Below are 17,191 nucleotides of genomic sequence, written 5' to 3' on the forward strand. Positions count from 1 at the left end.
ATGAAGATATTACTCGCCGAAGATCAAGCCATGGTCAGGGGCGCACTGGCCGCGCTCCTCACCCTCGAAGGCGACTTTGAGGTGATCCAGGCCTGTGACGGTGACCAAGCCCTGAGCCTGCTCAAGCAACAGGAGTTCGACCTGCTACTGACCGACATAGAGATGCCAGGCCTCAGTGGCCTGGAGTTAGCCCAATGGTGTCAAAATCAAGCGGCGCCCATTAAGGTCATCATCCTGACCACCTTCGGCCGTGCAGGCTATATCAAGCGTGCCATCGAGGCGGGCGTGGGTGGCTTCTTACTCAAGGACGCGCCCTCCGAGACACTGATCCAGGCAATTAACGCCGTCAGCCGCGGCAAGCGCATCATAGATCCCGAACTGGCCATCATGGCCGTCGGCGAACAAGACCCGCTGAACGATAAGGAACGCCGGGCGCTCAGGCTCGCCAGCGAGGGACGCTCCAGCGCGGAGATCGCCGCCAGCCTCTTCATCGCCGAAGGCACTGTGCGTAACTATCTCTCCGAGGCCATCGCCAAACTCAATGCCAGCAATCGCATCGACGCCGCTCGCATCGCCAAGCAAAAGGGCTGGCTGTAGCCTCAGACTATGACCTCAGGCTTTAACCTGTCATGGTTAACGCGAGATTGCGTTCATGCCGAACTCTGATAGTATATGTATATATTTACAGTAATAGACTCAGGTTCTGGTTAAATAGAACGCTAAATCAAATGGGTACAAAGCGTGGATAGACTCGATCTCATGGCTGTGACAGAGTTAAAGGGCGTTGCCGCCAAGATGGCGCAGCGGCTGGAGAAACTCGGCATCAATACAGTTCAGGATCTGCTGTTTCACCTGCCGCTACGCTACGAAGACCGCACCCAAATCTATCCCATCGCCGCCCTCTATCCCGGTAGCTACGGCACCATAGAGGGGATCATACAATCGACCCAGATCGTCCAGGGCCGCAAGCGTATGCTCACCTGCACGGTGCGTGACGACTCGGGCACCATAACCCTGCGCTTCTTCAACTTCTCCGCCGCCATGCGTAACGGCCTCGAAGAGGGCGAGCGCATTCGCGCCTATGGCGAGGTGCGTCGGGGCAAGCTTCACCGGGAGATCATCCACCCGGAATACAAGATGCTCAACGGCGAGAGCGACTTTAGCCTCAGCGATACCCTGACCCCCATCTACCCGACCACAGAGGGACTCAAGCAGGCCAGCTGGATCCGTTTGACGGATCAGGCCCTGGCGCTGCTGGCCCATGGCGCCCTGACCGAACTATTGCCGCCTCAGCTGAGGCCCAATCAACTCTCATTGGTCGACGCGTTGCAGTTGCTGCACAGACCCCCGAGCGAGGTCAGCCCCTTTGCCCTGGAGCAGGGCACGCATCCGGCGCAGCAAAGGCTGATCCAAGAGGAACTGCTGGCCCACAACCTGAGCATGTTACAGCTCAGGGCCCGCAGCAATCATGATAAGGCCATCGCGATGCAGCCCACCGGGCAGCTACTCAATCCCTTCCTGGCATCCTTACCCTTTAAGCCCACTGGCGCCCAGCAGAGAGTGGTAGCCGATATCACCCAAGATCTCGACAAGGCACACCCTATGATGCGCCTGGTGCAGGGCGATGTGGGCTCGGGCAAGACGCTAGTGGCGGCGCTGGCGGCGCTACAGGCCATAGAGAGCGGCTATCAGGTGGCCATGATGGCGCCGACGGAACTGCTCGCCGAGCAGCACGCCAACAACTTCGCCGCCTGGTTTGAACACCTCGGCCTAACGGTCGGCTGGCTGGCGGGTAAGCTCAAGGGCAAGGCGCGGGCGCAGTCGCTGCAGCAGATTAAGAGCGGCGAGGCCCATATCGTCATCGGCACCCACGCCATCTTTCAGGAGCAGGTGGAGTTCAATCGCCTGGCGCTGATCATCATCGATGAGCAGCACAGGTTCGGGGTGCATCAACGTCTGGGGCTGCGAGAGAAAGGGATCAGGCAGGGCTTCCACCCACATCAGCTGATCATGACGGCAACCCCTATCCCCCGCACCTTGGCGATGACCGCCTATGCAGATCTCGATACCTCCATCATCGACGAGCTGCCGCCGGGGCGTACGCCGGTGACCACGGTCGCCATCTCAGACAATCGCCGCGGTGAGGTGATCGATCGCGTGCGCCAGGCCGCGCTGCAAGATGGGCGTCAAGCCTACTGGGTCTGCACCCTGATCGAAGAATCTGAGGTGCTGGAATGTCAGGCCGCAGAAGACACGGCCGAGGAGCTTAAGCAGCTGCTGCCCGAGCTCGCCATCGGCCTGGTGCATGGCCGCATGAAACCCGCCGAGAAACAAGCGATCATGGACGCCTTCAAGGCCGGCAGCATACAGCTACTGGTGGCCACTACAGTGATCGAGGTGGGGGTCGATGTGCCCAATGCCAGCCTGATGATCATCGAAAACCCCGAGCGTCTGGGGCTCGCCCAGCTGCATCAGCTGCGGGGGCGTGTCGGCCGCGGCGCCGTGGCCAGCCACTGTGTGCTGCTCTACAAGGCGCCGCTTTCCCACACCGCCACCCAGCGCCTGGGAGTGCTTAGAGACAGTAACGACGGCTTCGTGATCGCCCAGAAAGATCTGGAGATCCGCGGGCCGGGTGAGGTCTTAGGCACCAAGCAGACAGGTATCGCCGACATGAAGATAGCGGACTTGGTACGGGATCAGGCCCTCATCCCCCACATACAGAAACTGGCCCAACATGTGATGCAAGAGGTGCCGGAAAATGTTGACGCCATAGTGCTGCGTTGGTTAGGGGAGCGCCAGCAATACGTGCAGGCCTAACTCAGCTAACAATTAAATATTTTTTATTTCACTGGCCGCCCCTAGACAAGCCCGGTGAATTTTGCAGAATGGAAAGAGGCCTCTGTGGTCACAGGGCTTATTCCAGCCACAATTCAAGGAAATCTCATGCAAGTCAGTCAAGAAGATAGAATTGCCCCACAGACAGCGCGCAGCGGGATCAATGCGCTCAGCATTGCCGTGGTGATCATACTAGTGTTGCTCGCCGCCGGCGCCTACTATTTCCTGGGCAGTGACGAGCCCGCGCCCGAGCCTGAATTGCCAGCCCCTATTACCCTGCCTGAGCCAGAGCCGGAGCAGCCCTTGCCAACCGATGCGGCCCTGCCTGAGCCAGAAAACCTGGCGCCGGAGCCTGAAGCACAGGTAGAAGAAGCACCAGCCGAGGCGGTTGAGACCCTACCGACACTGGCCGAAAGCGATCAATATGTTCATGACAAGACGGTCGAAGTCGCCAACGGCATGAAGATAGACCCGCTACTGGTCGAAAAAGATATCGTCAGACACTTCGTGGTGTTCGTCGACAACCTGGCCCAAGGCGAGCTGGCCCGGAAGGTGAGCCCACTCAAGGCGCCCAACAGCAAGTTTACCGTCTCCGAGGTAACCAACAAGACCTACCTCAATCCCGACAGCTACCATAGGTATGATCTCTATGCGAACTTCGTCGATAACCTGGACGAGGAGCAGCTGCTTAGCACCTATAACAAGGTGAAGCCGCTGCTGGGTGAGGCCTTTGCCGAGCTGGGTTATCCCGACATGAATTTCGATGACCGTATGGTAGAGGCGATAGACGTCATGCTATCCGCCCCCGTCATCGACGCGCCGATTGAGCTGGACAGCGTCAGCGTAAACTATAAGTTTGTCGACCCTCAGCTCGAGAGCCTGCCCAACGCCCAGAAGCTGATGATCCGCATGGGTCCGGAAAACAGCAAGAAGGTCAAGGCCGCCCTGCGTAAGCTCAAGAAGCAGCTCAAACAGTCATAACCTCCAGCTCGCCCACCTCCCCGTGGGCGAGCTCCCTCCTACCTCCTCAGTTCACACTATCTAGCAACAGATCAATCACATATTTATGTCACCCGTCAAAGGGTGTACAATAGCCGCCCCACAAATACACCTTGTGGCTCAGTTTCTGGTTATGGAAAACATCAGCAAGACGCTGTATTTAGAGGCAAAGTAGTGCGGTTACACTTTCACATTCATTCTGCGGGCGCCTGGTCTCCCCTATACCAGTGCTTAAGCGATTGGCAAACATGGCCAACGCCGCCGGCAGATGCCGAGCAGCTCGCTCTGGCCGCCCCGGCGCTGAAGCAAGTGCCCGCCATGCAAAGGCGACGCTTTAGCAAGCTCACCAAGATGCTGTTGGATGTCGCCTTTCAGTGCGATGCGCCCGCCCAATGCCGTACTATCTTCGCCTCTCGCCACGGCGAGCTTAACCGCACAGTGGATCTGCTGCAGGACATAGTGCGCCAGCAGCCCATTTCGCCCATAGGTTTCAGCCAATCGGTGCATAACACCGCCAGCGGCATCTTCAGCATATTGACAGATAACCGCGCGCCTTCGACCTCGATCGCCGCCGGTGAGGCCACCCTCATCCAGGCCCTTGTCGAGGCCTATGGACAACTGGCGGAAGATAACGCGCCGCTGCTGCTGGTGTTTGGCGACGAGCCTGTGTCAGATATCTACAAAGAATTTACCCAGGAACCCGAGCTGCCGCTCGCCATCGCGCTGCAGTTGTCGCTATGCCAAGATCAGGTTTCAGGCACTCAGCTAGTCATTGAGACCAAGCCAGATGCCACCGAATTGGCGGCGGCGCAGCCGCTGAGCTTTGGCCAAGTGATCCACGCCATCGCCAGCCAGCAACCGCTCGAGGGGCGCCTGAATCAATACCTGGTGCGGATCTGTCATGACTAGTCAGGTCGTCGCCAAACGCCTGACCGGCATCGCCTATATTCCTCGCTGGCTGGGCGGGGTGAGCTGCTATATCGCCTTCGGTTTGGGAGGCCTGCTCAGCTCACTCACCATATTGCCGGTGCTGAGGTTCTGGCCCGGCAGCCAGCAGGTGCGCATCGCCCGGGTGCAGCGCGCTGTGCACCTGATGTTTCGTGGCTTCGTGCGTATGCTCACCTGGGCCGGGGTGATTCGGGTGACCACCCAAGATCTGCAACGGCTGGAAAGTGCCAAGGGCAAGGTGATCATCGCCAACCATCCGACCCTGGTCGACGTGGTGGTGCTGATCAGCCTGATGCCCAATGTCGGCTGTATCGTCAAGCAGGGACTATGGCGTAACCCCTTCCTGCGGGGCGTGGTCTCCTGCGCCGGTTATATTCCCAACCGCGGCGCCGATCTCCTCCTCAAGGATTGCAGCGAGGTGCTGGCCCAAGGCACTAACATGATCATCTTTCCCGAGGGCACACGTACCGTTAAGGGCGAGATAGTTAACGAATTTGCAAGGGGCGCAGCCAATATCGCCCTGCGCACAAACATAGACCTGATCCCCGTGGTATTAAGAACCAATGCCGTCGGCCTGACCAAGCAGGAACCCTGGTATGAGATACCTCGCCAAACCATAGGCATGAATGTCGAAGTAGGCGAAACTATCGAGCATATCAGGTATCATGCTCAAACGGGTGGAGACGCCAAGATGGCCCGTCAGTTGACGCGGGATCTCGAAGAATATTATAAACAACAACTTGATAAAAATTATGAGCTTACAAAACGAAATTAAACAACTCATCATAGATTGCCTGGATCTCGAAGATGTCAGCATCGACGACATCGACACAGATGCGCCGCTCTTTGGCGACGGTCTGGGACTGGACTCTATCGATGCACTTGAGCTGGGACTGGCCATCAAGAAGCAGTTCGATGTCAAAATCGAAGCCAACTCGGAAGCCACCAAGGCCCATTTCTACAGTGTTGCCAGCCTGGCAAGCTTTATCGAATCTCAACGCGGTTAGGAGGCAGCATGCAAAATCGTGAGCAAATTCTACAGATGCTGACTCAGATCCTGGTGGATGAGTTTGAAATCGATGCCGACGACATCACCCCAGAGGCATCCCTGTACCAAGAGCTGGATCTCGACAGCATAGACGCTGTGGATCTAGTGATTAAGCTACAACAACTCACGGGCAAGAAGATCCAGCCCGACGAGTTTAAGGCCGTGCGTACCGTCGACGACGTGGTAACGGCTATCGAAGGACTAGTGAAGCAGTAATGCGCCTGTTCCTGCAACTAGTCACCGGCCTAGTCGTGCTGGGGTACCCCCTGGCCGTCTACTTCGGCCTGAACTATTTGCCGCCGGGCGTGATCGCCCTCCTGCTCTGCTCTCTGCTCCTGCTCAGGCTCGCCTTGCAGAGGCAACAGGTCAGGGCCATGATGCTGCCAATCGTCGTGGGCATCTTCCTGACCGCGGGCAGCTACCTGGCGAAGCAGACTGCCTGGCTGCTCTACTATCCCGTGGTGATCAACCTGAGCATGTTGGCGCTGTTTGCCTACTCCCTCAAACATGGTCCCACCATGATAGAGCGTCTCGCCAGGCTGAAGGAGCCGGATCTTCCCGACGAAGCGATCCCCTACCTGCGCAAGGTCACCCAGATCTGGTGTGGTCTGTTTGTCTTCAACGGCGCCATGGCCCTCTACACCGCCAGCGCCACTAGCCTGGCGACCTGGACCCTCTATAATGGATTTATCGCCTATCTGCTGATCGGTACACTGCTCGGCGGAGAATGGTTATATCGCACCTTCTGGTTGAAAAAGTCATGACAGCCCTACTCAAACATTGGCTCAGGCATGGGCCGGCGAGCCAGCAGCTTATCAGCTTCAATCACCACGATATTCTGACGGGTGAGGCCTTTACCGCCCAAGTGGCCGCCATCTTCGAGGCCCTGAGCCAACACAAGGCGAAGCGCTGGCTGTTGGCCTGCGACAGCAGCGACCTGTTCGCGGTTGGCCTGTGCGCCGGTCTGCTGGCGGGTAAACAACTGATCCTGCCCGCCAACACCCAAAGCGGCACCCTGAGCGAACTCACCCATGAGTTCGATGCCGTGCTGGCAGACAGTCCGCTGTGCGAGGCCAAAGACTATGTCGCCCTGCATAAGGATCTCAAACATCCTGGCCCCTGGCCCACCAGCCAAACATTTGGCGAGTTAATCCTCTACACCTCAGGCTCCAGCGGACAGCCCAAGGCGATCACTAAGACGCTGGATCAGCTCGATGCCGAGGTGACGGTGCTGGAGCAGACCTTTGCCAATCACCTGCCCCAATGCAGCGTGATCGCCACCGTCTCCCATCAGCATATCTATGGTCTGTTGTTTAAGGTGCTCTGGCCCCTGGCCGCCAGTCGCCCCTTCTTGAGCGATCTGGTGGAGTACCCAGAGACCCTGACCTATTATGCCAACCTGTTCCCTAATCTCTGCCTGATCAGCAGCCCGGCGCAGCTCTCTCGCCTGCCAGATGCCCTGGAGCATCAGCCGCAGCTGCGCGCGCCCAGTCTGATCTTCAGTTCGGGCGGCCCGTTGAGCCTGGAGGCCGCCAATGCCATCGCCCACTGCTATGGCAAGCCGCCCATCGAGGTCTTCGGCAGCACGGAAACCGGCGGCATCGCCTATCGTCGTCAGCAGAACAACCAGCAGAGCTGGCGCGCCTTTGCCACCCATGAGATCAAGCAAGATCCAGACGACGGTGCCCTCTGGCTCAAGTCCCCTTATCTGGAAAGTAGCGACTGGCTCAGGTGTGACGACAAGATTCAGCTAATCGCTCCCGGTGAGTTCGTGTTGCAGGGACGACTGGATCGCATCGTCAAGATAGAGGAGAAGCGCCTGTCCCTAGTGCAGATGGAAGCCCTGCTGGAGAGCCACCCCTTGGTGGATCAGGCCGCGCTCGTGGTGCTGGAGCAGCCCAGGGTACAGCTAGGCGCCGCCATCAGGCTGTCTGCCGAGGGCAATACTTTGCTGGAACAGGAAGGTAAACTGGCGGTCAACAACGCCCTCAAGCAGCATCTGCTGAGTCAGTTTGAGCGTGTTACCCTGCCAAGACGCTGGCGTTACCCCGCCGAGCTACCGCTCAACACCCAGGGCAAGCGTATCCACAAGGAGCTGTTGGAGTTGTTTACACATGATTAAGTCAAACCTGCCACCCATCATGGCCAAACGTTGCCTGGAAGATGGCGTCGAATGGCAGCTGCGCATCGATGCCGACCTGCCCTATTTCGAGGGGCATTTTCCCGAGCAGGCGGTGCTTCCCGGCGTAACCCAACTGGATTGGGCGGTACAGCTGGGCGCCAGCGAATTTGGCTATGCGCCCCAGGTGAAGAGCCTAGAGGTGCTCAAGTTTCAACAGTTGATCCTGCCCGGCAGCGAGGTGCAACTGAAGATCAGCCTCAATCGCGCCAAACATAAGCTCACCTTCGCCTACTATCAGGGCGAGCAGCGCTTCGGCTCGGGCCGCGTCTGCCTGACGCCACACGACAACGAGGAGAGAGGCTGATGCAGCTGGCATTAGTCATCCCCAACTACAACCATCGCCAGGCGATCAAGGCTACCCTTGCACGCCTGGAGCCCTTGGGACTCACCTGTTATCTGGTTAACGATGGCAGCGACGACGAGACCCGACACCTGCTCTGCCAGCTGGCGGCGCAGCACGACTGGGTGCGCCTGCTGCATCATCCCTTCAACCGGGGCAAAGGCGCCGCGGTGATGACGGGCCTCAGGGCTGCCTATGCCGATGGTTTTAGCCATGCGCTGCAGGTAGACGCCGACGGTCAACACGATCTTGACGATATACCTAAGATGATCGAGACGGCTAAGGCTCAGCCCCATGCGCTGATCTCCGGCCTGCCGCAATACGATGAGTCCGTGCCCAAGGGGCGTCTCTATGGCCGCTATCTCACCCACTTCTGGGTCTGGGTCGAGACCCTGAGCCTGGATATTCGAGACTCCATGTGCGGTTTTCGCGTCTACCCTCTGGCCGCCACCGAGCAGCTGTTTCTCAACGAGGCACTGGGCGAGCGCATGGACTTCGATATCGAGGTACTGGTCAAGCTCTACTGGCAGGGCGTCGAGGTAAAACACCTGCCGACAAGGGTGATCTACCCAGAAGATGGCAGCAGCCACTTCCAGGGCTTCAAAGACAATGTGCGCATCTCCGCCATGCACAGCAAACTCTTCTTCGGCATGTTAAGACGCATGCCACAGCTACTGCGCCACAAGCGCAGCCGCCCCAAGACGGTGAAGCACTGGTCTCGCATGGGCGAGCGCGGCAGCTACTGGGGCATCAAGCTGTTGGCCACCAGTTATAAGCTGGGCGGCCACTGGCTATGCCGCGCCATCATGTATCCGGTGATCTGCTACTTCTTCGCCACCGGCCGCACAGCTCGGCACGCCAGCCAGACTTTCCTGCGTCAGGTGCAGCGACTCGAACCCAAACATCCGGATCTCCAGGGCGAGATAAACTGGCGCCACAGCCTCAAGCACTTCATCGCCTTCGGCAATGCGGCACTGGATCGTATCGACGCTTGGTGCGATCGCATCAAACTCAGCCAGGTCGACTTTCCCGACCGCGAGGTACTCGCCAAGCCGCTGGCCCAGGGACAAGGTGCCGTGCTGCTGGTCTCCCACCTGGGTAACCTGGAGCTTTGCCGCGCCATATCGATTCACCAGCGCAAGGTGAAGGTCAACGTCATGGTGCTGACCCAGAACGCGGAGAACTTCAACCGGGTACTGAAACAGCTAAACCCTGACAGTGCCCTGAACCTGATCCAGGTGACCGAACTGGGCCCCAGCACCTCTATGCTGTTGCAACAGAAGATAGAGCAGGGAGAACTCGTGGTGATCGCCGGCGATCGCACCTCCACCAGCAGTGAAGGCCGGGTGTTTTATGCCCCCTTCATGGGCAAGGCAGCGCCTTTCCCCCAAGGTCCGTTTATTCTGGCCAGCCTGCTGGACTGCCCCGTGTACCTGATGTTCTGCCTCAGGGAAAACGGCCGCTACCGGGTGCACGTAGAGCACTTTGCCGACACCCTCAAGGGGCCGCGTGCCGGCCGCATGGAACGACTACAAGCAGCGGTGAATCGTTACGCCGAGCGTCTGGAACACTACGCCCGCCGTGCACCGCTGCAATGGTTTAACTTTTTCGATTTTTGGCGCAAGGACGATGAACTCCTGCGCGAGGCCAAGCCTCAAACGCCTAACAGGACAGAGAAATAGATGACACAGACGACTCAATCCCCCGCCTCCGCCACCCTGGTCGAATTTGGCCAGCGTAATCTCAATCTCGAGGAGGTCGTTGCCATCGCCAAGGGCGCCAAGGCCCAGCTCAAGGAGAGCGCCGACTATCAGGAATATATCCAGAAAGGTGCCCGCTTTATCGACAGCCTGTTAGCCGAAGAGGGCGTGGTCTATGGCGTCACCACAGGCTACGGCGACTCCTGTACCGTCACAGTCGGCCTGGATCTGGTGCACGAACTGCCACTGCATCTGTCGCGTTTCCACGGCTGTGGCATGGGTAACATTCTCTCCGTCATGCAGGCCAGGGCCGTGATGGCGTGCCGCCTAAGCTCGCTGGCCGTGGGTAAATCTGGCGTCAGCTACGAACTGCTGAAACGCATCGAGACTCTGCTGAACCTGGGTATCACCCCAGTGATCCCGGAAGAGGGTTCTGTGGGCGCCAGCGGCGATCTCACCCCTCTCTCCTACCTAGCCGCCGTGCTAGTGGGTGAGCGCGAGGTGATCTACCAAGGCGAGCGCCGCGCTACCGCAGATGTGTACCGTGAACTAGACATTACCCCGTTGACTCTGCGTCCCAAGGAGGGTCTGGCCCTGATGAACGGCACCGCCGTCATGACGGCGCTGGCCTGTCTTGCCTACGACAGGGCTCAATACCTGAACCGTCTGGCCAGCCGTATCACTGCCATGGCCTCGCTGACGCTCAAGGGTAACTCCAACCATTTCGACGATATCCTGTTTGCGGCCAAGCCCCATCCGGGCCAAAACCAGATCGCAGCCTGGATACGCGAAGATCTCAACCACCACGAGCATCCACGCAACTCGGATCGCCTACAAGACAGATACTCGATCCGCTGCGCGCCGCACATCATAGGCGTGCTGCAAGATGCCCTGCCCTTCATGCGTCAGTTTATCGAGACCGAACTCAATAGCGCCAACGACAACCCTATCGTCGACGGCGAGGGCGAGCACGTGCTCCACGGCGGCCACTTCTATGGCGGTCATATCGGTTTCGTGATGGACTCGATGAAGAACGCCATCGCCAATATCGCCGACCTTATCGACCGACAGATGGCCCTAGTGATGGACCCTAAATTTAACAATGGCCTGCCCGCCAACCTCTCTGGCGCCCAAGGCAGCCGCAAGGCGATCAATCACGGCTTCAAGGCGGTGCAGATAGGCGTATCGGCCTGGACCGCCGAAGCGCTGAAGAACACTATGCCTGCCAGCGTCTTCTCACGCTCCACCGAGTGTCACAACCAAGACAAGGTGAGCATGGGCACTATCGCCGCCCGCGACTGTATGCGCGTGTTGCAACTCACCGAACAGGTGGCCGCGGCTGCGCTGCTGGCCATGACCCAGGGCATTCACTTGCGTATCGCCCAGGGCGAGCTCTGCCATGCCTCGCTCACCACCTCTGTCGCCAAGACCCTAGATCAGGTCAGCGCCGACTTTGAACTGCTCACCGAAGACAGCCCCCTGGAGACCGTACTCAGACAGACGGTAGACAAGATCCAGCAGGGACTGTGGGAAGTGTGTCACTAGGAGGCGCGAGATGAAGGCACTGCTCACCACAGAGATGGAGATGGTCATCCCCTTCCACGACGTCGACTCCATGGGGATCACCTGGCACGGTAACTATCTCAGATATTTCGAGATCGCCCGCTGTCAGCTACTGGACGAAATAGACTATGGCTACCGCAAGATGCAGGCCTCAGGCTATGCCTGGCCCATTATCGATCTACAGATTAAGTATGTGCAGGCCAGCACCTTCGAGCAGAGGGTCAAAGTAATCGCCAGCCTAGTAGAGTGGGAGAACCGTCTCAAGATCACCTATCAGGTACGCGACGCCGAGACCAATCAGCGGCTGACCAAGGGTTACACCGTACAGGCGGCGGTCGAGATGGAGAGCAAGGAGCTCTGCCTGGTCACCCCTGACTGCTTCAGAGACAAGATAGCCCACCTCCTTCCCAGCGAGGCGCAGGCATGATGACCCCCTGGTTTCACCGCATCACTTGGCTTCACCGCATCACTTGCCTTCACCGCACCGCTAAGGCCGGCCTGTTTTGCCTGCTGTTTTGTCCTATGTTCTGCCTGAGTCTCGTTAGTTTCGTAACTCTCGCAGAACAATCAACCGACTATGAGGCACTTTTTAAAGCGCCAGCAGACAATGCAGCCCTATCCAAGCTGGTGACCCGTCTGGGCGGCGGTGAGTCGGCAAGGGGCGCGTTTACCCAGTCCCGCTACCTCAAGGTGCTGAAGAAGCCGCTGGTGAGCCGCGGCGAGTTCCTGTTTCAGGACAAGCTGGGGATCGCCTGGCTACAGACAGCGCCCTTTCCCTCTGGCCTGGTGCTGACGCAAAACACCCTAGTGCAGATAGATGCCGACGGCAACCGCCAGATAAGCCACGCCGATGATAATCCACAGGCCGGCGCCATGGCGCAGATGATGCCCAAGCTGATGAGCGCGCTACTAGGCGGCGATCTCGCCCCCCTGGAGGCGCAATTTACCCTGCATCTGCAGCAGCAAGCAGAGTGCTGGCAGTTGGGCCTGGAGCCGATAGACCCCCTCATCAAGCAGGCAATGCCACGCATAGTGCTACAGGGAAGCGAGCAACTCGAGTCTCTCAGCCTGCTGGATAACCGCGGCGATCTCAGCGTGATCGAATTTAACGCCCTGGCGCAGCGTCCGTTGACGGCGGATGAGCAGGCCTATTTCAAACTCGACGCCGACCCTCGCCCCGCGACAGAGGCGAGATGATCCTCAGACTCAGCGACCGCCTGAGTCGCCTCTCTGCCAATACCCGCCTGGTTATCTGGCTGGTGCTGCTGGCCGCCATGGCGCTGCTTGCCGCCCAGGCGCTGAGCCGAGGCGCCGGGGTGCAGAGTGACATCTTGGCCATGCTCCCCAAGATCCAGGAAGATCCCCTCACCCAGAGGGCGATAGACAGGGTCGAGCAGCAGCTGGCTAATCGCATCTACCTAGGGGTCGTCAGCCCGGACCAGGCCACCGCCATCAAAGGCGCCAAGCAACTGCTCAGTGCACTTCAGGGGGCGCCTGAGGCTTTTACCCAGGTGCAGAGCGCCGATATGCAGGGCGCCCAGGCACTCAATCGCTTCTATTTTCCCTATCGCTTTCACCTGCTCACTACGCAGCAGAAAGCTCTGCTCGCAACTGGACAATTAGCCAAGTTAGAGGCTAATACGCTCGCTCAGCTCTACAATGCCTTCGGCTACGCCAATAGCCAACTATTGAGCCAAGACCCGCTTCTGCTCTACCCCGAGCTACTGAAACAACTCTCGCCCCAACGCCGACTCAAGGTGGTCGACGGCATTCTGGTAGGCCAGGAATTAGCCCAGGAAGCCAGATCAAACAAAGACACGCAAGGAAACAGCGTCGCTATCGTCATGGCCCAGGGAGTCGGCAGCGCCTTCAACCCTAAGGCGCAGGAGCTGCAGTTAGCCAGGCTCGAAGAGGCTATAAGCCAGATGCAGCAGAGCCTTGAGCCTAAGCAAGAAGTGACAGTAATAAAAGGTGGCGCCTTGTTTCATGCCGCGGCGGCAACAACACAGGCGAAGAGAGAGGTCTCCAGCCTGGGACTTGCCTCGCTGATCGGCGTGATCCTGCTGGTATGGCTGGCGTTTCGCTCCATGATGCCGCTCACCATAGCCGCCCTAACCATAGCCACCAGCCTACTGTTCGCCCTGAGTGCGACCCTGTGGATCTTCACCCAGGTTCACCTGCTCACCCTGGTATTCGGTACCAGCCTGATCGGGATCGCCATCGACTACAGCTTCCACTTCTACTGCGAACGCTTGCAAAGCCAGAAAGCCGTTTCAGGGACAGCCACTCAAACCACAGGAATAACCGCGACTGACGCCGTAGCCCGCGTATTCCCCGCCGCCAGTCTGGCACTACTCACCACTGTCATCGCCTATCTGGCCATAGGCTTAACGCCATTCCCCGGTATGCAGCAGGTGGCCGTGTTCTGCGCCGCGGGACTCCTTGGCGCCTATCTGACACTGATCTTCGCCTACCCCAAGCTGGCCAATAGCACCATGAGACCCGGCGATCGCGCGCTCGGTTTGGCGACGCGTTACCTCAATGCCATGCAGACCATAGCGCGGCCCATTAATGGGGCCAAAGGAATAGCAATTGCCCTCGGTCTGCTACTCGTGGCTATATTTGGCCTGAATAGACTCGGGGTGAACGATGATATTCGCGCTCTGCAACAGAGTCCTCTGAGCGTCACCCAAGGCGAGCAGCGACTGCGCCAGGTAATGAGCGGCGGCACAGATAACCAATTTATCCTGGTACGGGCAGAGACCGCCGAGGCGCTGCTGACAAGGCTGGAGGCACTGTCGCCGACGCTCGGCTCACTGCAACACCAGGGCGTGCTAGGTAACTCGGTTAATCTGGCCCACTACCTGCCCAGTCAGGCAAGCCAGCAAGAGGCCTATCGCCTACAAGGGCAGATCTACCACAAGCTGCCTGAGGTGTTAGCGCATCTAGGATTAGATGGCGACTTGGCACCCTCCCTGATGGCGAGCTTCGAGGCCAGCGCCAATGAGACCATCACCCCAGATAAATTCTTCGCCTCCCGTGCCGGTGAACTGTTCGCGCCCCTATGGCTGGCGCCCGATGGGACTGATGCTCAAGCTCAAATGCAAGCACAAACTCAAGCTCAAGCTAAAACACAGCCAAGCGATAAAACCTCTGGCAGTGACGGCGCCACATACGGCGCAATTGTCCTGCTAGGCGGCATCACAGATCTTGACGACTTAACCCAGGCAATCAGCCCATTAAGTGGCGTAACCTTGGTGGATAAGGTGCAGGATATCTCGGATGTGATGGCCAAGTATCGCAGCCTAACCCTGAGCCTGCTGGGCCTGGCGCTCGTCGTCGCTGGGCTTATCTTCTCGCTGCGCTTCGGCCTCAAGATGGCGCTGTGGATCACGGCCGTGCCCGCCCTGGCGGCGCTGCTCACCTTGGCAGGCCTGGGATTAGCCGGCTCACCACTCACCTTGTTTCATGCACTGGCGCTGATCTTGGTCTTTGGCATAGGCGTCGACTACAGTCTGTTTTTCGCCGAGAGCCATAGAGGCGAAGGCGTGATGATGGCGGTATTCATGTCCGCCTGCTCGACCCTGATGGCCTTCGGTCTGCTGGCCTTCAGCCAGACGCCGGCCATCCACTATTTCGGCCTGACATTACTCCTGGGGATAGGCCTGACCTTCGTGCTTTCCCCCTTTATTCACACATTAACAAGGATTGATAAGTGACCCCTTTCGCGCAAACAGCCGCTCAGACGGACCATTATGATGTGATAGTGATAGGTGCGGGCCCCTCGGGCAGCGTTGCCGCCAGCCTGCTGCATCAACAGGGTAAGCGTGTCTTAGTCTTGGAGAAGCAGCATTTTCCGCGCTTCTCCATCGGCGAGAGCCTGCTGCCCTGCTGCATGCAGGTGATTGCCGAGGCGAATATGCTCGATGCAGTCAATCAGGCGGGGTATCAATTCAAGAACGGTGCGGCCTTCAACGCCAATGGCCGCTCGACCTACTTCGACTTTACCGACAAGTTCACCCCGGGGCCGGGCACCACCTTTCAGGTCGAGCGTGGCGACTTCGATAAGCTACTCGCCGACACCGCCGCCAGCCAAGGGGTCGAGATCCGCTATGGCCAGCGCGTCGATGCGGTCGATCTTAGCCATAACCCTAGGCTCACCATCAGCGACGAGCAGGGAGCGAGCTATGAGCTGAGCGCCGACTACCTGCTGGATGCCAGCGGTTTCGGTCGTGTGCTGCCTAGGTTGCTGGACCTGGAGCGTCCCTCCAACCTACCCAGCCGCACGGCGATATTTACCCATATCCAAGACAATATCGACAGCGTCGATATGGGTGACTATCACTTCGATCGCAACAAGATATTGATCAGCGTCCACCCAGATAATCGTGACATCTGGTATTGGCTGATCCCCTTCAGCAACGGCCGCTGCTCGCTAGGCGTGGTGGGTGAGCCTCACCTGCTGGGCCAAGATGCCGATTTAGAGGCCACAAATCTCGAGGCCACACTGATACGCCTGGTGCGAGAAGAGCCGCGCCTCAAGCAGCTACTCAGCCGCGCTGAGATAATACGCAAGCCCGCCAAGCTGGCTGGTTACTCGGCCAACGTCAGCACCCTGGCTAGCGATAAATTTGCCCTGCTGGGCAACGCCGGTGAGTTTCTCGATCCCGTGTTCTCCTCTGGCGTCACTATCGCGATGCAATCAGCCTCTATTGCGGCTAAATGTGTCGTGAAACAGCTCAATGGTGAATCGGTCGACTGGCAGACAGAGTATGCCCAGCCACTGATGCGCGGCGTCGATACCTTCAGAACCTATGTGCAGGCCTGGTACGATGGCCGCTTTCAGGATGTGATCTTCTATCAGGATCCCAACCCTAAGATTAAGCAGATGATCTGCTCTATCCTGGCGGGTTACGCCTGGGACGAGAGTAACCCTTTCGTGGCGGAATCTGAGCGTCGTCTCAACATGGTGGTCGAGCTATGCCGTTAAGGGCGAGTCTCCTCATCTGCGCAGCCCTGCTACTGAGCGCCTGCGCCCACAAGCTGGACAGGCAAACCTGTATGGCCCTGGCTCAGGGGGTCGACTACTGCCTGGCGCCTCTGCCCGACTCGGCGCCCGTCAGTCAGAGCCAGCTGGTCAAACTCAAGGTGAAGCAGGCCAGGCATCAGCTGCTGAGTCAGCTGGATCTGACCCCTGAGTCTCTCACCCTGGTAGGCCTGGCCCCTCTCGGACAGCCTCTGTTTACCCTCAGCTATGACGGCCAGCAGCTGATCAGCGAGCAGAGCGTCTTATTGGGAGATCAATTTAAGGCCGAGTATCTCCTTGGGCTGTTGCAATTGATATACTGGCAGCCAGAGGATGTAAATCACCATTTACAAGGCGCGACACTGGCCGAGTACGCCTGTGATGCAGCCTATTGCAGAAGATTATATGCTAGCGATGGCGAGACAATCATGGATATCCGCTATAGCCGGACGAGCCCCTGGACAGCCGAGGTGACGCTAGATTTTCACCAGGCTCAGCTGACGCTGAACATCCAGCCGCTAGAGTAAACCAGAGCCTAATAGCCAAAAGA

The 17,191-nt window shown here is 58.5% G+C and carries 17 protein-coding genes; all 17 read left to right on the forward strand.

Annotated features, from left to right (window positions below):
- On the forward strand, positions 1–597 hold the full coding sequence (locus SHEW_RS18170; RefSeq protein ID WP_011867301.1) for a response regulator transcription factor: 597 nt from the start codon (positions 1–3) through the stop codon (positions 595–597).
- 144 nt (positions 598–741) lie between these two features.
- Positions 742–2,817: an ATP-dependent DNA helicase RecG gene (gene recG, locus SHEW_RS18175; RefSeq protein WP_011867302.1), complete on the forward strand. Its 2,076-nt coding sequence runs from the start codon at positions 742–744 to the stop codon at positions 2,815–2,817.
- Between the two features lie 126 nt (positions 2,818–2,943).
- Positions 2,944–3,816: a DUF3014 domain-containing protein gene (locus SHEW_RS18180; RefSeq protein ID WP_011867303.1), complete on the forward strand. Its 873-nt coding sequence runs from the start codon at positions 2,944–2,946 to the stop codon at positions 3,814–3,816.
- Positions 3,817–4,008: 192 nt separating this feature from the next.
- Entirely contained in the window at positions 4,009–4,743 is a 735-nt protein-coding gene (locus SHEW_RS18185) for a beta-ketoacyl synthase chain length factor (RefSeq protein WP_011867304.1), read from the forward strand.
- On the forward strand, positions 4,736–5,557 hold the full coding sequence (locus SHEW_RS18190; protein WP_011867305.1) for a lysophospholipid acyltransferase family protein: 822 nt from the start codon (positions 4,736–4,738) through the stop codon (positions 5,555–5,557). The genes SHEW_RS18185 and SHEW_RS18190 overlap by 8 nt, the downstream gene beginning before the upstream one ends.
- A complete protein-coding gene (locus tag SHEW_RS18195) occupies positions 5,535–5,789 on the forward strand; it encodes a phosphopantetheine-binding protein (protein ID WP_011867306.1) in 255 nt (84 codons plus the stop codon). Before SHEW_RS18190 ends, SHEW_RS18195 begins: the two co-directional genes overlap by 23 nt.
- A gap of 8 nt (positions 5,790–5,797) precedes the next feature.
- Positions 5,798–6,046 (forward strand): acyl carrier protein, encoded by a 249-nt coding sequence (locus SHEW_RS18200; RefSeq protein ID WP_011867307.1) that lies wholly within the window; start codon positions 5,798–5,800, stop codon positions 6,044–6,046.
- The gene (locus SHEW_RS18205) at positions 6,046–6,594 is read left to right on the forward strand and encodes a COG4648 family protein (RefSeq protein ID WP_011867308.1); all 549 of its coding nucleotides are present in this window, start codon (positions 6,046–6,048) and stop codon (positions 6,592–6,594) included. Before SHEW_RS18200 ends, SHEW_RS18205 begins: the two co-directional genes overlap by 1 nt.
- Positions 6,591–7,952: an AMP-binding protein gene (locus SHEW_RS18210; RefSeq protein ID WP_011867309.1), complete on the forward strand. Its 1,362-nt coding sequence runs from the start codon at positions 6,591–6,593 to the stop codon at positions 7,950–7,952. The genes SHEW_RS18205 and SHEW_RS18210 overlap by 4 nt, the downstream gene beginning before the upstream one ends.
- Complete coding sequence (locus SHEW_RS18215; protein ID WP_011867310.1) at positions 7,945–8,316, forward strand: ApeI family dehydratase; 372 nt, start codon at positions 7,945–7,947, stop codon at positions 8,314–8,316. Before SHEW_RS18210 ends, SHEW_RS18215 begins: the two co-directional genes overlap by 8 nt.
- Positions 8,316–10,034 (forward strand): glycosyltransferase family 2 protein, encoded by a 1,719-nt coding sequence (locus SHEW_RS18220; protein WP_011867311.1) that lies wholly within the window; start codon positions 8,316–8,318, stop codon positions 10,032–10,034. The genes SHEW_RS18215 and SHEW_RS18220 overlap by 1 nt, the downstream gene beginning before the upstream one ends.
- Positions 10,035–11,597: an HAL/PAL/TAL family ammonia-lyase gene (locus SHEW_RS18225; RefSeq protein ID WP_011867312.1), complete on the forward strand. Its 1,563-nt coding sequence runs from the start codon at positions 10,035–10,037 to the stop codon at positions 11,595–11,597.
- A 10-nt stretch (positions 11,598–11,607) separates the two neighbouring features.
- Positions 11,608–12,042, forward strand: coding sequence for an acyl-CoA thioesterase (locus tag SHEW_RS18230; protein ID WP_011867313.1), 435 nt, complete (start codon positions 11,608–11,610; stop codon positions 12,040–12,042).
- Complete coding sequence (locus SHEW_RS18235) at positions 12,039–12,812, forward strand: outer membrane lipoprotein carrier protein LolA (RefSeq protein ID WP_011867314.1); 774 nt, start codon at positions 12,039–12,041, stop codon at positions 12,810–12,812. Before SHEW_RS18230 ends, SHEW_RS18235 begins: the two co-directional genes overlap by 4 nt.
- Positions 12,809–15,334 (forward strand): MMPL family transporter, encoded by a 2,526-nt coding sequence (locus SHEW_RS18240; RefSeq protein ID WP_011867315.1) that lies wholly within the window; start codon positions 12,809–12,811, stop codon positions 15,332–15,334. The genes SHEW_RS18235 and SHEW_RS18240 overlap by 4 nt, the downstream gene beginning before the upstream one ends.
- On the forward strand, positions 15,331–16,605 hold the full coding sequence (locus SHEW_RS18245) for an NAD(P)/FAD-dependent oxidoreductase (RefSeq protein WP_011867316.1): 1,275 nt from the start codon (positions 15,331–15,333) through the stop codon (positions 16,603–16,605). The genes SHEW_RS18240 and SHEW_RS18245 overlap by 4 nt, the downstream gene beginning before the upstream one ends.
- Positions 16,596–17,168 carry a DUF3261 domain-containing protein gene (locus SHEW_RS18250; RefSeq protein WP_011867317.1) on the forward strand — a complete coding sequence of 191 codons (573 nt, stop codon included), beginning with the start codon at positions 16,596–16,598 and terminating at the stop codon, positions 17,166–17,168. The genes SHEW_RS18245 and SHEW_RS18250 overlap by 10 nt, the downstream gene beginning before the upstream one ends.
- Positions 17,169–17,191: the final 23 nt, after the last annotated feature.

Source organism: Shewanella loihica PV-4, assembly GCF_000016065.1.
Lineage (GTDB): Bacteria > Pseudomonadota > Gammaproteobacteria > Enterobacterales > Shewanellaceae > Shewanella > Shewanella loihica.

Coding starts and splice junctions, on each gene's coding strand:
- SHEW_RS18170 (WP_011867301.1), top strand. CDS start 1: ATGAAGATATTACTCGCCGAAGATCAAGCCATGGTCAGGGGCGCACTG.
- SHEW_RS18180 (WP_011867303.1), top strand. CDS start 2,944: ATGCAAGTCAGTCAAGAAGATAGAATTGCCCCACAGACAGCGCGCAGC.
- SHEW_RS18190 (WP_011867305.1), top strand. CDS start 4,736: ATGACTAGTCAGGTCGTCGCCAAACGCCTGACCGGCATCGCCTATATT.
- SHEW_RS18195 (WP_011867306.1), top strand. CDS start 5,535: ATGAGCTTACAAAACGAAATTAAACAACTCATCATAGATTGCCTGGAT.
- SHEW_RS18200 (WP_011867307.1), top strand. CDS start 5,798: ATGCAAAATCGTGAGCAAATTCTACAGATGCTGACTCAGATCCTGGTG.
- SHEW_RS18205 (WP_011867308.1), top strand. CDS start 6,046: ATGCGCCTGTTCCTGCAACTAGTCACCGGCCTAGTCGTGCTGGGGTAC.
- SHEW_RS18210 (WP_011867309.1), top strand. CDS start 6,591: ATGACAGCCCTACTCAAACATTGGCTCAGGCATGGGCCGGCGAGCCAG.
- SHEW_RS18215 (WP_011867310.1), top strand. CDS start 7,945: ATGATTAAGTCAAACCTGCCACCCATCATGGCCAAACGTTGCCTGGAA.
- SHEW_RS18220 (WP_011867311.1), top strand. CDS start 8,316: ATGCAGCTGGCATTAGTCATCCCCAACTACAACCATCGCCAGGCGATC.
- SHEW_RS18225 (WP_011867312.1), top strand. CDS start 10,035: ATGACACAGACGACTCAATCCCCCGCCTCCGCCACCCTGGTCGAATTT.
- SHEW_RS18230 (WP_011867313.1), top strand. CDS start 11,608: ATGAAGGCACTGCTCACCACAGAGATGGAGATGGTCATCCCCTTCCAC.
- SHEW_RS18235 (WP_011867314.1), top strand. CDS start 12,039: ATGATGACCCCCTGGTTTCACCGCATCACTTGGCTTCACCGCATCACT.
- SHEW_RS18240 (WP_011867315.1), top strand. CDS start 12,809: ATGATCCTCAGACTCAGCGACCGCCTGAGTCGCCTCTCTGCCAATACC.
- SHEW_RS18250 (WP_011867317.1), top strand. CDS start 16,596: ATGCCGTTAAGGGCGAGTCTCCTCATCTGCGCAGCCCTGCTACTGAGC.